The organism is Amycolatopsis sp. FBCC-B4732 (assembly GCF_023008405.1).
In the GTDB taxonomy this organism is placed as follows: domain Bacteria; phylum Actinomycetota; class Actinomycetes; order Mycobacteriales; family Pseudonocardiaceae; genus Amycolatopsis; species Amycolatopsis pretoriensis_A.
Map to the genome: position 1 here is coordinate 460,807 of NZ_CP095376.1, position 13,948 is coordinate 474,754.

The 13,948-nt window shown below is 73.3% G+C and carries 13 protein-coding genes; 5 read left to right on the forward strand and 8 right to left on the reverse strand.

Features of this window, described 5'->3' with window-relative positions; genetic code table 11:
- The first annotated feature begins 3 nt into the window (after positions 1–3).
- Genes MUY14_RS01780 through MUY14_RS01790 form a run of 3 tightly spaced genes read left to right on the forward strand, consistent with a single transcriptional unit; the run spans position 4 to position 2,698 of the window.
- Positions 4–1,197 (forward strand): acetyl-CoA acetyltransferase, encoded by a 1,194-nt coding sequence (locus MUY14_RS01780; protein ID WP_247020119.1) that lies wholly within the window; start codon positions 4–6, stop codon positions 1,195–1,197.
- The gene (locus MUY14_RS01785; RefSeq protein WP_247020120.1) at positions 1,194–2,177 is read left to right on the forward strand and encodes an LLM class F420-dependent oxidoreductase; all 984 of its coding nucleotides are present in this window, start codon (positions 1,194–1,196) and stop codon (positions 2,175–2,177) included. The genes MUY14_RS01780 and MUY14_RS01785 overlap by 4 nt, the downstream gene beginning before the upstream one ends.
- A gap of 2 nt (positions 2,178–2,179) precedes the next feature.
- Positions 2,180–2,698 (forward strand): pyridoxamine 5'-phosphate oxidase family protein, encoded by a 519-nt coding sequence (locus tag MUY14_RS01790; protein ID WP_247020121.1) that lies wholly within the window; start codon positions 2,180–2,182, stop codon positions 2,696–2,698.
- A gap of 85 nt (positions 2,699–2,783) precedes the next feature.
- Here the strand turns inward: MUY14_RS01790 and MUY14_RS01795 are convergent, their stop codons facing one another.
- Positions 2,784–3,623: an SGNH/GDSL hydrolase family protein gene (locus tag MUY14_RS01795; protein ID WP_247025029.1), complete on the reverse strand. Its 840-nt coding sequence runs from the start codon at positions 3,621–3,623 to the stop codon at positions 2,784–2,786.
- Between the two features lie 111 nt (positions 3,624–3,734).
- Between MUY14_RS01795 and MUY14_RS01800 the strand changes: the two genes are divergently transcribed.
- Positions 3,735–4,976: a CdaR family transcriptional regulator gene (locus MUY14_RS01800; RefSeq protein WP_247020122.1), complete on the forward strand. Its 1,242-nt coding sequence runs from the start codon at positions 3,735–3,737 to the stop codon at positions 4,974–4,976.
- Between the two features lie 476 nt (positions 4,977–5,452).
- On the opposite strand, the gene MUY14_RS01805 is transcribed toward MUY14_RS01800, so the two are convergent.
- Together MUY14_RS01805 and MUY14_RS01810 are read right to left on the reverse strand one after the other, a co-directional pair.
- A complete protein-coding gene (locus tag MUY14_RS01805; RefSeq protein ID WP_247020123.1) occupies positions 5,453–5,842 on the reverse strand; it encodes a hypothetical protein in 390 nt (129 codons plus the stop codon).
- 80 nt (positions 5,843–5,922) lie between these two features.
- Positions 5,923–6,789, reverse strand: a complete 867-nt coding sequence (locus MUY14_RS01810; RefSeq protein ID WP_247020124.1) for an alpha/beta fold hydrolase — start codon at positions 6,787–6,789, stop codon at positions 5,923–5,925.
- A gap of 67 nt (positions 6,790–6,856) precedes the next feature.
- Between MUY14_RS01810 and MUY14_RS01815 the strand changes: the two genes are divergently transcribed.
- On the forward strand, positions 6,857–7,582 hold the full coding sequence (locus MUY14_RS01815; RefSeq protein WP_247020125.1) for a TetR/AcrR family transcriptional regulator: 726 nt from the start codon (positions 6,857–6,859) through the stop codon (positions 7,580–7,582).
- A 115-nt stretch (positions 7,583–7,697) separates the two neighbouring features.
- Here the strand turns inward: MUY14_RS01815 and MUY14_RS01820 are convergent, their stop codons facing one another.
- The 5 genes from MUY14_RS01820 to MUY14_RS01840 form a co-directional block, all read right to left on the reverse strand.
- Positions 7,698–8,345 (reverse strand): TetR/AcrR family transcriptional regulator, encoded by a 648-nt coding sequence (locus MUY14_RS01820; RefSeq protein WP_247020126.1) that lies wholly within the window; start codon positions 8,343–8,345, stop codon positions 7,698–7,700.
- Between the two features lie 390 nt (positions 8,346–8,735).
- On the reverse strand, positions 8,736–10,427 hold the full coding sequence (locus tag MUY14_RS01825; RefSeq protein WP_247020127.1) for an NAD(P)/FAD-dependent oxidoreductase: 1,692 nt from the start codon (positions 10,425–10,427) through the stop codon (positions 8,736–8,738).
- Positions 10,424–11,164 (reverse strand): carbon-nitrogen hydrolase family protein, encoded by a 741-nt coding sequence (locus MUY14_RS01830; RefSeq protein ID WP_247020128.1) that lies wholly within the window; start codon positions 11,162–11,164, stop codon positions 10,424–10,426. Before MUY14_RS01830 ends, MUY14_RS01825 begins: the two co-directional genes overlap by 4 nt.
- The gene (locus MUY14_RS01835; RefSeq protein WP_247020129.1) at positions 11,161–12,552 is read right to left on the reverse strand and encodes an amino acid permease; all 1,392 of its coding nucleotides are present in this window, start codon (positions 12,550–12,552) and stop codon (positions 11,161–11,163) included. The genes MUY14_RS01830 and MUY14_RS01835 overlap by 4 nt, the downstream gene beginning before the upstream one ends.
- A 74-nt stretch (positions 12,553–12,626) precedes the next feature.
- Positions 12,627–13,946, reverse strand: coding sequence for a HAMP domain-containing sensor histidine kinase (locus MUY14_RS01840; protein WP_247020130.1), 1,320 nt, complete (start codon positions 13,944–13,946; stop codon positions 12,627–12,629).
- Positions 13,947–13,948 lie beyond the last annotated feature (2 nt).

Sequence of the window (13,948 nt, forward strand, 5' to 3'; positions counted from 1 at the left end):
GCCATGACGGTGTTCGTGCTGGGCGGGGCGCAGACCGATTTCGCGCGCAACTACGCGAAGGAGGGCCGCGGGATCCTCGAGCTGTTCGCCGAGGTCGTGCCGGCCGCGCTCGCGGACGCCGGGGTTTCGGCCGGGGACGTCGGGGTCGCGCACGTCGGGAACCTCGCGGCCGAGCTGTTCACCGGCCAGGCCCAGCTCGGCGGGCTGCTGGTGGCCGCGGTGCCGGAACTGGACGGCGTGCCCTCGACGCGGCACGAAGCCGCGTGCGCGTCCGGCAGCACCGCCGTGCTCGCCGCGTGCGCGGACATCGAGGCGGGCCGCTACGACGTCGCGCTGGTCGTCGGGGTCGAGCTGATGCGCAACGTCGACGGGCAGCGCGCGGCCGAGCACCTCGGGTCCGCGGCGTGGGCCGGGCACGAGGCCGTCGGCGCGAAGTTCCCGTGGCCGGCGCTCTTCGCCGACGTCGCCTCCGCGTACGACGAGCGGTACGGGCTCGATCCCGGACACCTCGGGCAGTTCGCGTCGCACGCATTCGACCGCGCGGCGCGGAATCCGCTGGCCCAGGCGCGGGACTGGCGCTTCCCGGCCGGCGCGTTCGAGCCCGACGACGAGCTGAACCCGGTCATCGAAGGCCGGCTGCGCAAGCAGGACTGCGGCCGGATCACCGACGGCGCCGCGGCGGTCGTGCTGGCCTCGCCCGCGTTCGCCGAACGCCTGGGTGGCGGGTTCCCGCGCATCGCGGGCTTCGGGCACCGCACCTCGCACATCGGTCTCGCGGAGAAGCTTTCCGCCGACGGCGAATACCTGTTCCCGCACCTGCGCGGCGCGGTCGTCGACGCCTACGAGCGCGCGGGCGTGGCCGGGCCGGACGCGCTCGACGTCGTCGAGCTGCACGACTGCTTCACCATCACCGGCCTGGTCGCGCTGGAGCACCTGGGCGCGGCCCCACCGGGCGACGGTGGCCGGTTCATCGCCGAGGGCGGCCTCGACGCGGCCGGGATCAACCCGGGCGGCGGCCTGATCGGCCTCGGTCACCCGGTCGGCGCGACCGGGGTCCGGATGCTGCACGACGTGTCCCGGCAGGTGACCGGGAAAGCGGGCGAGACGCAGGTCGAGGGCGCGCGGACGGCGTTGACGCTCAACGTCGGCGGCTCGTTCACCACGGTCGTCACCATGATCGTGCGGGCGCCCGCATGAGGCTTTCGGTTTCGCTGGGGTTGTGGCAGGACCGCCCGCCGGAGGAGGCGCTGGAAACCGCGCGCGCCGCGGAGGCCGCCGGGTACCCGGAGCTGTGGATCGGCGAGATGGCGACGTGGGACGCCTTCGCGCTGGGGACCGCGATCGGCGCGGCGACGTCGTCGATCTCGCTGACTTTCGGGCCGCTCGCGGTGACCGTGCGGGACCCGGCGATGATCGCCATGGGCGTCGCGTCGGTGGCGGCGCTGACCGGCCGGACGACGGGGGTCGCGCTGGGCACGTCGAGCGACGTCGTGGTGCGGGGCTGGCACGGCCGGTCGCGGTCCCGGGCGGCCACCGCACTGGAGGAGTCGGCGATCGCCCTCCGGCAGCTGGTTTCCGGCGAGAAGTCCACTGTGGATGGCTCGGTGGTGGGCTCGCAGGGCTACCGGTTGCGGTTGCCCGCCCCGAAATCGCCGCTGACGATCGCGGCGTTCGGGCCGCGTGCGCTCGACGTCGCCGCGCGGCACGCGGACCGGATGGTGGTCAACCTGGTCAGCCCGGCCACGGCCGGCGCGTTGGTGAGCGGTCTCCGGGAAGCGGCTTCGCGGGCGGGTGTGACGCCGCCGCCGGTGGCCGCGTGGGTGGTCGGCGCGGTGGACCCCGGGCCGGCGCAGCTCGAGCAGCTGCGTCGGGGCGTGGTCGGCTACCTGGCCGCACCCGGCTACGGCGAGATGTTCCGCGCGGCGGGGTTCGGCGAGCTCGTCGACTTCGCGCGCACCCGGCCGCACCCGCGTGAGCTGCTGGCGGCGGTGCCCGTCGAGGCGATCGCCGTGGTCGGGTTGCTGGGGTCGCGCGCGGAGGTCGCCGCGAAGGCCGCCGAGTACGCGGCGGCGGGGATCGACGAGCTGGCGATCGTGCCCGCCACCGGCGACGACGACCCGGGCGGCGCGAAAACCCTCGCCGCGTGTCGATCCGCGGTCGGCCCGTTCGACGCGTAGGCATGAGCGAACCGACGAAGACCAAGAACCTCGACCAGAACGGCTCCCCGGAGCTGCCGTGGAGCCGGGCGCGCGACCTGCTCGCGACCCAGACCCCGAAGGAGGACCTGACGTTCTTCGTCGGGACCGTCCGCCCCGACGGCCGGCCGCATTCCGCCGGCGTGGGCGCGATCTGGGTCGACGAGACGCTGTACTTCGTGAGCGGGCCCGGTACCGTCCGCGCCCGCAACCTGGCGGCGAACCCGGCGTGCAGCGTTTCGGTGCGCCTGAAGGGCCTCGACCTGACGGTGGAGGGCGAGGCCGAGCCGGTCGCCGACCCGGCGACGCTCGAGCGGGTGGCGGCCGCCTATCGCGAGGGCGGCTGGCCGGCGCAGGTGACCGAAGGGGGGTTCGACGCACCGTTCATGGCCCCGAGCGCCGGCCCGGCCCCGTGGTTCCTGTACCGGCTGGTGCCGACCCGGGCGATCGGCGTCGCGTGCGCCGAGCCGTACGGCGCGAGCCGCTGGGATTTCACCCGCTGATCGCCGCGGCGGGTCGTGAGTGTTCAGGAGGGTCAGAACCCTCCTGAACACTCACGACCCACCCGGCCGGGCGCGGAGCAGGGCCTCAGCCGATCGCCGCGGCCACCGTCGCGCCGATGTGGCGCATGCCGGTCGCGTTCGGGTGCAGCGGAGCCGCCACCGAGGTCGGGATCACGCTCTCGAACCACTTCACGCCCGGCAGCTTGCAGACGTCGTGGCCGATCGAGGGCGTCCGGATGTCGACGTACCGCGCGTTGTGCGCCGCGGCCTGCCGGGCCAGCGCCGCGTTCGTCTTGTCGATGCTGCCCTGGATGTAGTTCGCGTCGCGCGGGGTCAGTGGCGCGATCGGCCAGCACCCGTTGTGCGGCAGGTACGTGCCGTAGCCCGCGACGAAGACGGCCGCGTCCGGGGCCTTCGCGTGGATCGCGTCCAGCAGCGCGCCCCACGTCGGCTCGAACGCCGCGATCTTCTCGGCCAGCTGGTCGTGCCCGCCCGCCGTGTACCTGTCGACGCAGTCCGGGGTGATGCCGGGCAGCAGGTTGATGCAGCTCGTCGCCGCGCCGACCAGGCCGACGTCGTTGCCGCCGATGGTCACCGTGACCGTCTTCGTGGCCGCGTTCAGCGCGTCGAGCTGCGGCGGGACCGCGCCGGTCTCCGTCGGCTGCGGGGCGTACATGTCCGCGGTCGTCGCCCCGGAGCACGTGACGTCCTTCAACGGGACGCCGAGCTGCTTCGCGGCGACGTGCGGGTAGTTCGCGAGCGACCGGAGGCAGCCCGGGGACGACAGATCCGGGGGCAGGATCAGCGGTCCGGCCGCGGCCGAGTCCCCGAGCGCCACGTACTCGCCGCCGGCGGCGGCCGCGGTGCCCGCTGTCGTGATCGCCAGCGCGGTGACCATGATCGTGATGAACGCCGTTGTCCTCACTCGCACGCCGTCCTCCTTGACGTTGTGCCGATGGCTGGTCTCCGTGACACCATCGGCACCGCGGGTGGCCGGATTGACTGGGAAGCCGGGCAGAGAACGAGGGGATCGGTTGTGACGGAGCACAAAACCGGCGCGGACCTGGCCCTCGGCGGACAGCGGGTGCACGAGCGGCTCACCCGGGACGAGCCCGAGCTGATCGCGCGGGTGCTGACGCGCATCCAGGCCGAGGTCGCGGACTACCGCCGGCTGCCGGTCGAGGAGCTGGCCGGCGACATCGCGGGCATCACCCGGCAGGCCGTGCGGGCGTTCGCGCGGAGCCTGCGCGAGGACCGCGAGCTCAACGACGCCGAGCTGCGGCAGATCGGCGCGTCCGCGGTGCGCCGCGCCGAGGAGGGCTTCCCGCTCGAAGCCGTGCTCAACGCCTACCACGTCGGCGCGCGGGAGATCTTCGCCGTCGGCTCGGCCGAAGCGGACGGCGCAGACGTCGCCGACCTGCTCGAAGTGGCCGACCGGGTGCTGGCGTGGGTCGGCGCGGTCACCGCCGCGGTCACCCGCGGCTACCTGGAGGAGCTGCGCACGAAGGTCGGGCAGGAGCACACGGCGCGGCGCACGCTGCTGTCGGTGCTGGCCGACGGCGGCCCGGTCGACGTCGTCGCCCGCAGCGCCGGGATCACGCTGCCGGCGCGGTACCTGGTGCTGAGCGTCGAGCTGGGGCCGCACGCCGACGAGGGGTCGCCGGGCGTGGACGCGGAAATCGCCGTCCGCCGCAAGCTGCGCCGGTTCCTCGCCGCGTTCGAACACGCCTGCGGCGACGGCGTGCTGGCGTCCCTGGACGGCCCGGGCGGGCTGGTCCTGCTGCCATTGGCCGGCCGGCTGACGGAGCTCGCGGGCCGGCACGCGGTCCTCGACGCGGCCGGCCGCGCGGCGGGCGTCGACGTGCTGGCGGCGGCCGAAACGGCGGCGCCGGCGGAGGTCCGGGTGGTGGCCGCGCGGACGGCGGAGGTGCTGGACGTGCTGCGCTGGTTCGGCCGCGAGCCGGGCCTGTACCGCCTCGACGACGTCCTGGTGGAGTACCAGCTGACCCGCCCGGGCGCGGCGCGCGACCGCCTGGCCGCGGTGCTCGCCCCGCTGGAGCCGCACCCGGAGCTGCTGGAGACGCTGCAGGCGTACCTCGAGCTGGACACGAACCGCCGCCGCACGGCAACCCGCCTGCACGTCCACCCCAACACGGTCGACTACCGCCTGCGGAAGGTCCGCGACCTGACGGGCATCGACCCCCTCCACCCGGCGGGCCTGCCGCGCATCATCGCGGCCCTCGCGGCTCGGCGGGCGTCGTTGCCGCGTGGGGAGTGAGCGGGTTCGGCTCGTCGGCGGTCGGGTGCGTGGCTCTCGCCGGGCACTGTTCCGGGGCATTCGGCGGGCTTGCCGCGGACCATCGCGGCTTTCGCGGTTCGGTGAGCGTCGCTGGCGCGTGCGGACTCGGGCCGCCGCCGGCGGATGGGTCCGTGGCTTCTCGGCGGGCACCGCTCCGGGTCACCTGGCGGGCTTGCCCCGGATCATCGCTGTTCGGCGAGCGTCGTTGCCGGGTGGGGACTGAGCGGGCTCGGCCCACTGCCAGGGGAAGGGTCCGCGAACTGACGGGCATCGACCCCCTCCGCCCGGCGGGCCTGCCGCGCATCATCGCGGCTCTCGCGGCTCGGCGAGCGTCGTGTCGCGCGGGTACTGAGTGGGTTCGGCCCGCTGGCAGTCGGGTGCGTGGCTCCCGGCGGGCTTGCCCCGGATCCTCGCGGCTCGGCGAGCGTCGCCACCGCGTGAGAACGGACGGGCACTCACCCCACGCCGGTCAAGTGCGGCCGATGCGCGGGGACCTCCACTGACCGACGCGGCGACGGCACCCGCACCGCCACCGGCCGCAGCCCGGCGCGGGCCAGGACGCCCGCCGCCACCGCCGCACCCAGCACCCCCGCCGCCAGCGCCGAAGCCGCGTCGAAGCGCAGCTCGCCGGTGCGGCCGAGTACGAACCCCGAGTCCAGCGCCCACGCCACCGCCGCGACCCCGATCGCGGCGGCGGCCGTGCTCCACACCGCCGTCGAGAGCACCACCGCACCCAGCGTCACCAGTGCGTACCACGGGAACCGGGTCGCGCCGGCCACGTCCGCCAGCACCACCGCGACGACCGCGGCCGCGCATCCGAACGGGAACCCGAAGCCACCTGTCATGACTCCAGTAAGACCGCCGGAACACACGACACCATGAGCCAGGACACGTTCCCTACAGCCCGGCCCCGGATCTTGACGCGCTATTGACCCGTCACGCGCCCGATCGCCCCGGCGATCTCCGGCCACACCGCGCGCGGCAGGTTGTGGCCCATGCCCGGGATGACGAGCAGCTCCGCGCCCGGGATCGCCGCCGCCGTCGCCTTGCCGCCGCTGACGTTGATCAGCGGGTCGGCGTCGCCGTGGATGACCAGTGCCGGCAGCCGGACCTCGCGCAGGCCCGCCGTGCGGTTGCCGGAGGCCACCACCGCGGCCGCGTGGCGGAGCGTGCCCACCGGGTGGCGGGCGCGGTCGTAGTGCAGCGTGGCCTTGGCCAGCAGGAACGCCTCGTCGTCCGGGTAGCCGGGGGAGCCGAGCCGCCGGTAGCCCTCGACGCTGTCGGCCAGCGCCTGCTCGCGGGTCGAAGCCGGCGGCCGCGCCAGCAGCCCGAGTGCCCACGGCTCGGCCTGGCCGACGGCGGGGTCGCCGGTGGTCGACATGATGGACGTGACGGACAGCAGCCGGTCCGGGTGGTCGATGGCCAGCTGCTGCACGACCATCCCGCCCATCGACGCGCCGACGACGTGCGCGCGCCCGATGCCGAGCGCGTCGAAGAGCCCGACGGCGTCGTCGGCCAAGTCGGACAGCAGGTACGGCGCGGTCGCCAGATCGCCGGCCGCGAGCGCGGCCAGGTCCGGCGCGGGCAGGTGGTCGAGCCAGGTGGAGAGCCCGACGTCGCGGTTGTCGTAGCGCACGACGAAGAACCCGCGACCGGCCAGCAGCTCGCAGAAGCCGTCCTCCCAGGTGATCATCTGGGCGCCGAGGCCCATCACCAGGACCAGCGGCGGGGCCGCCGGGTCGCCGAAGGTGTCGTACTCGAGCTCGAGCCCGTTGGCCTGTGCGCGTGGCATGCCCCGATCCTGCCGTACCCGTTCGAACCTGGCACCGGCACGGGCGGTGCGGTTACCGTTACGCCCCATGCCTCCCTCATCCTCGGGCACCGGCCAGCGCCCCCGGTCGCGGGCCGCGGCGGGTCTGCCCGCGCTCACCGCCGAGCGCATCATCTCCGCGGCCACGGCCCTGACCGCCGAGCGCGGCCTCGACAACTGGACGCTGCGGGAGCTCGCCCGCGCGGTCGAGGCCTACCCGGCGGTCATCTACCACCACGTCGGCGACCGCGACGCCGTGGTGAACGCCGTAGTCGACCGGGTCGTCGGCCTGCTGGAGCTGCCCGAAGAGCGGCTCCCGTGGGCGGAGTGGTTCACCGAGCTGCTGGGCAGCCTGCGCGCGCTGCTGCGGACCTACCCGGGCTGCGCGCGGCGGCTCGCCCTCTTCGGCCCGTCGGTCAAGGCGGCCACGCGCAGCATCGACGCCGGCATCGGCGTGCTGCTGCAGGCGGGGTTCGGCCGCGAGAGCGTGCTGGCCTACAACCTGCTGCTGATGACCGCGTGCCAGTTCGTCGCGATGGAGGACGACCGCGACGGCGCGCTCGCCCTGCGGATCGACAACACCGAGGCGTACGCGGCCTACCGCGAGCGGGCCGACCTGCCGGGGATGGCCGAGCTGGGGTCCGCGATGCACGACCTCATGGGCGACCCCGACCTCGCCGCGGGCTACTACGCCCAGCTGTACGACTACGCGGTCGGCCGGTGCCTCGACGGGCTCGCCCACCGCCTGGACGAACTGCGCGAAGCGGACAACTGAGGGTTGACAGCGACTTGACAGTGCCCCGGCGTACCGTGGACGTGCGTCGGTGGTTCGCCCATCGACCCGAAGCCCCTGGCGCCCTCCTCCCCCTCGTGGCGTCGGGGGCTTCGGTCTATTCGCGACCGTGGCGCGGCGACGGTGGCACGGCCCGGATCGCCGGGAAGACTTCGCCGACGAGCGTGACGAGCGACTTCGACAGCAGCAGGTGCACCTGGTCCCGGGTGAGTGATCCGCGCACGAGCCATTCCCGCCCGGCCGCCTTCACCATCCCGCCGAACGCGCGCACGAGCGCGTTCAGCTCCGGCCCGTGGTCGCTCTCGCTGGACAGCCCGACGGCTTCGAGCACGCGGTCGGCGGATTCGCGGTCGGCCTCCTCGAGGATCCGTTCCACTTCGAGGTCACGCCCGATGCCCTCGGGCGCGATCGCGGCCAGCCACATCCGCTCCTGGCTGGTGACCATGTCGAGGAACCACTCGATGGCGACGTCGGCCCGCAGTTCGAGCGGCCCGTCCGGCAGGATCTCGACGGCCAGCCGCGGCACGGTCAGCGCGCGCCGGATGATTTCCAGGTACAGCTCGCGTTTCGTGCCGAAGTAGTGGTTGATCAGCCCGCGCGCGACCCCCGCCGCCGCGGCGATGTCCGAAGTGGACACTTCGGAATACGGGCGTTCCCCGAACAGCCGCGCGGCGCAGGCGTAGATCTGTTCCTTCCGTTCGTCCGGTTCCAGTCTTCGCCATCTCGGCGCCGGCTCGGTGTTCATGGCCCCATCGTCGCACGCCCGGTTGCGCCGGGCAGCCCAGTCCGCACGTTCCCGGACACGGTGCCACGATCGGGGCACGGCCGGTTCGGCAGCGTGATCGGGAGGGGGTCGTTCGGCTCGCGGCACCACTCGGAACCGGAGCCGGAAGCCGGGGCGTGCTCACCGGCCCCTGGCTTCGCCGAGATCCGGCGGGAGGGAACGACTCGTTCCTGTCTGCCCCATCGGGGCACGGCCGGTTCGGCAGCGTGATCGGGAGGGCGCTGTTCGCCCGCGGGGGTGCCGCGAATGGCTCATTGGGGCGGTGGAGGTCGCGAATGAGTCATTCGCGACCTCCGCCCGGCCCCGGAGCCGGCGACGGCAGCCGGGACCAGTGCCGGAAAAGGGGCACGCTCAGTCCGGCAGCGTGATCGGCGCGAGGTCCTCGAAGAGGTCCCCCGGCCCCGGGTTCGCCGGATCGGTCGCCCCGCCGAAGTGGTGCAGGACGCCCCACACCGCGTTCAGCGCCGTCTGCACCGCGCCCTCCGCCCAGCCCGCCGTCCACGAGACGTCGTCGCCCGCCAGGAACAGGCCGCGGTGGCGGGGCGCCAGCGGCTCCTGCACGAAGTGCGTGAACAGCCGGTGCTGGTAGCGGTAGTGGCCGGGCAGGTTGGCCTTGAACGCGCCCATGAAGTGCGGTTCCGCCTCCCACGACACGGTCACCGGGTCGCCGATGATGTGGCGGCGGACGTCGACGCCCGGGTAGATCTCGCGCAGGGACTGCAGCATCACCTCGACGCGCTCGGACACCGAAAGCGGCAGCCACTTCAGCGAGTCGTCGGCCCACGTGTACGACAGGCAGATGACCGCCGGCGAGTCCGGGTCGTCGCCGAGCAGGTACGTACCGCGGGGCATCCGGTCGGTGAGCGTCATGCTCATCGCGTCGCGGCCGGTCGCCGGGTCGGTGTCGAGCCAGAACGGGCGGTCGACCGGGACGAACACCTTCGACGACGCCATGTAGTGCGTGCGCTCGATCGCCGTCCAGTGGTCGATCGGGAACAGCTCCGCGTCGCATTCGATCTTGGACAGCAGCATCCAGCTCTGCGCGGTGAACACCGCCGCGGGGAACGTCCGGATGTGGCCTTCGGTGTCGGTCACCGTGATGTTGTCCGGCGCGGTGCGGTGCAGCCGCGCGACGCCGGGCTGCGGGCGTCCGCCGTGGAGGGAGCCGAGGCTCGTGCCCGCCGGCCAGAAAGCGATCTTCTCGGGCGCGTGTTCCCACAGCCGCAAGGGGAGCTGCCTGCTGCCGCCGACGATGCTGCGGTGCTCGTCGTCGGCTCCCGTGTAGACGACGCGCAGGATTTCCAGGATGGAGTTGGGGAAGTCGGTGTCCCAGCCGCCGGTGCCGAAGCCGACCTGGCCGAAGATCTCGCGGTGGCGGAAGGAAGCGAACGCGGGCGAGTCGCACAGGAAGCCGTAGAACGTCTGGTTGTCCAGCCGCGGCACGAGTTCGTTCCACAGCCGCTTGATCGTCTTCGCGTCCCGGTCGCGGATCGCCGTCTGCATCTCGGCGAACGACGCGTGGTCGGCGAGCGTGCGGTCCCAGGCCGCGGCGACTTCGCCGTACACGGCGGGCAGGTCCGCGGGCGTCCGCGCGTAGTGGCTCTGTCCTTTCAGGTCCACGACCGTGCTCGGCGTCCCGGGCGCCAGCGGGTTCGGGAACGGGACCGTTTCGAGCCCGGCCTTGTCGATGTAGTGGTACAGCGCGGTCGACGCCGGCGGGAAGCGCATCGCGCCCATCTCCGCGACGACGTCGTCCGGGCAGCCGGGGAACCGGACCGTGCGCAGCCGCCCGCCGAGCTCGTCGATTTCGTAGACCACCGGCCGCAGGCCCAGCTTCATCAGCTCGTACGCGGTGACGATGCCGGACAGGCCGCCGCCGATCACCGCGACCTCGGTGCCGTGCCGCTCCGCGGGCACCGAGCCCAGCCCGGCCGGGTGGGCGAGGTAGTCGTCGTAGGCGAACGGGAAGTCGGGGCCGAACATCGTGATCGGGCGGCCCGGCGGTTCTTCGTGGTGGATCGCGGTCGGGACGGCGGAGGTCATGCGGTGGTTCCCCGGTACAGTTCGGGCCGTCGGTCGGCCAGGTGGGTGTTCTCCAGGCGGGACGCGGCGAGCGCCTCCCGCGTGACGTCGGCGTGGACCAGCTCCGGTCCGGACCCGGCGCGCGCCAGGACTTCCCCGGTCGGGGCGGCCACGCAGGAGCGGCCGCAGTAGGTCAGCTCCCGCTCGGTGTCGCAGCGGTTCGCGTAGGCGACGAACAGCTGGCTTTCGTAGGCCCGCGCGGGTACGAGCGTGTCGGCGACCAGCTCGTAAGGGCTCATCAAAGCCGTGGGGACGATCAGCAGTTCGGTGCCCGCCAGCGCGTGCGCGCGCACCAGCTCGGGGAACTCGACGTCGTAACAGATCAGCAGTCCGATCCGGACGCCCGCGACGTCGGCCTGCACGACCGGCTCGTCGCCCGGGGTGAACCACGCCTTGTCGAGGTCGCCGAACAGGTGCGTCTTGCGGTAGTTGGTCCGTCGCCCGGCCGGATCGATGAGCTGGACGCTGTTGTAGACGTGCTTGCCGTCGGTTTCCGGGTAGCCGTACGCGAGCGCGGTCCCGGTTTCCGCGGCCAGCGCGGCCATCCGGGCCGCGGTGGGTCCGTCGGCGGGTTCGGCGAGTTCGTGCGTGCGCGCGCCGATGTGGTAGCCCGTCGTGCTCATCTCCGCGGTGACGAGGAGGTCGGCGTCGACGCGGGGCAGGGCGTCGAACGGGCCCTGGTGGATCGCGACCCTCATGCCAGCCTCGACTTCCGGATGCCGTAACCGAAGTAGAGGACCAGGCCGAGCGCCATCCAGCCGCCGAAGACCACCCAGGTGGCGCCGTCGAGGCTGAGCATCATGTACGCGCAGCACAGCACGCCGAGGATCGGTGTCACCGGCGAGAACGGCACGCGGAACGAGCGCGGCCGGTCCGGCTGGCGGCGGCGCAGCAGCAGGACCGCGACGTTCACCAGTCCGAACGCGAACAGCGTGCCGATGCTGGTCGCGTCGGCCAGCTTGCCCAGTGGGATGAACGCGGCCAGCACGGCGACGAAACCCGAAACCACCAGGGTGTTGACCCGCGGCGAGCCGCTCTTGGCGTCTACTTTGGACAATACGCCCGGCACCAGGCCGTCGCGGGACATCGCGAACAGGATGCGCGTCTGTCCGTAGAGGACGGTCAGCACGACGCTGGAGATGGCCACGATCGCGCCGACGGCGAGCAGCGCGGCCCAGAGCGGGTTGTCCGACACGACGCCGAGGACGTGCGAGAGCGCGGCTTCCTGGCCGTCGAACTCCTGCCACGGCAGTGCGCCGACCGCGGCCACGGCGACCAGGCAGTACAGCACGGTGACGATGCCGAGCGAGAGCAGGATCGCCCGCGGCAGGTCGCGCTGCGGGTTCTTCGCCTCCTCGCCGGCGGTCGAGGCGGCGTCGAACCCGATGTAGGAGAAGAAGAGCTTGGCCCCGCCGGCGCTCATGCCGGCCAGCCCGAGCGGCAGGAACGGCGTGAAGTTCTTCGCCCGCACCGCGGTGAACGCGATCGCGCAGAACAGCACCAGCGTGCCGATCTTGACCACGACCATGATCGTGTTGGCCCGCGCGCTTTCCTTCGCGCCCGACAGCAGCAGGACCATCGCGAGGAGCACGACGACGATGGCGGGCACGTTGACGATCCCGCCCGAACCCGGCGGCTGGCTCAGCGCGTCCGGGATGGTGAAGCCGAACGCCAGCCGCAGCAGCTCGTTGACGTACTGACCCCAGCCGACGGCCACCGACGCCACCGAGACGCCGTACTCGAGGATCAGGCACCAGCCGCAGACCCACGCGACGAGCTCGCCGAGGGTGGCATAGGCGTAGGAGTACGACGAACCCGACAGCGGGATCATGCCGGCGAGCTCCGCGTAGGAGAGCGCCGAGAACAGCGCGGTGATCCCCGCGAGCACGAACGACAGCACCACGGCCGGCCCGGCCACCGGGACCGCTTCGCCGAGCACGACGAAGATCCCGCTGCCCAGCGTCGCCCCGATGCTGAGCGTGGTGAGCTGCCCGAGGCCGAGCGACCGCTTCAACGTGCCATGATCACCTTCGGCGACGAGGTCGGCGACCGGTTTCCGCCGCACCGTCGCGGCTCGCAGAGTCATGCCGACGACCGTATCTGCCGTTTCCGGCGGGCAAAACAGGACAACATTGCGCGTACAGATGAATCACAGGTGATTCATTGCACAGGATGCGCGGATCGTGGCGATTCGTTCTGCTCGGCGGCGGGCAGGAGCAGGGTGAACGTGGGCGGGGCGGGACGGCTCAGCCGGAGCCGGCCGCCTTCGGCCTCGGCGAGGCTGCGGGCCAGCCGCAGGCCGATGCCGTGGTAGCTCGGCGCGGTCGCGAACGGGTCGGTTTCGCCCAGGTCAGGGCCTTCGTCGGCGACGTCGATGGCCAGCGCGTCACCGGCGTCGCGGGCCACGACGGAGACCGTGCCGCGCCCGTGCGTCGCCGCGTTGTCGAGCAGGACGCCGAGCACCTGGCGGACCGCCGCGGCCGCCACCCGGGCCGGCGGCGGGTCCTGGCGGGTGATCCGCAGCGTGCGTCCGTGCGGCGCGAGCAGGGCCTCGCCGGCCTCGCGGACTTCGGCGAGGAGCGCGTCGAGGTCGAGCTCCGCGCGCGGGGCCCGGCGTTCGCGGCCCAGCGCCAGGAGGTCCTCGATGGTGCGTTCCAGCCGGTCGGTCGACGCGATTCCGGCGCGGATCGCCGCGTACGGGTCCGCCGAGGGGGTCTCCAGCGCCGCTTCGAGCTGCAGGCGCAGGCCGGTCAGGGGGTTGCGCAGCTGGTGCGACGCCTCCGCGGAGAACGCGCGCTCGCGCTCCAGCGTCTCGCCGATGCGCGACGCCGTGGCGTCGAGTGCCTCGCCGACCTGGTCGATCTCGGCGATGCCCGCACGGGGGGAGCGGGCGGTGAAGTCGCCGTCGCCGAGCCGCCCGGCGGCCGCGGCCAGCTCCTCGAGGGGTCGCACCAGCCGGGTCGTCGCCCGCCGGGCCAGCAGCCAGCTCACGCCGACCGCCGCGATCGCGAGCACGGCCATGCCGAGCCAGGTCAGCACCACCCGCAGCCGCAGCTCCGACATCGGCAGCGCGGCGCGGACCACCCCGGTCACCCGGGCGCCGCTGAGGACCGGGATCGCCAGCGCCACTTCGTCGCCTTCGCGGTCGATCACGACGTCGACGGTGGCACTCGCCGCGTGCCGCTCGACCGGGCCGCCGACCGCGGGGCCGTGCCCGGCGAGCAGCCGCCCGTCCGGGCTGTAGACCCCGACGGCGCCGCCGACCTCGTCGTCGTCTTCGACGAGGGGCGGGATGACCGGCGTCCGGCCGGCGCTCAGGTCCACGGAGACGGCGAGCGCGGCGGCGTCCGCGGCCCTCTCCAGGTCGGCCTTGGTGTCGTCGCGGTAGTACTGCATCACCGCGATGCCGAGCGGCAGGGCGAACAGCACGGTCGCGACCAGCGCGGCGAGCACGGTCAGCGAGATGATCCGGCGGCGCACGG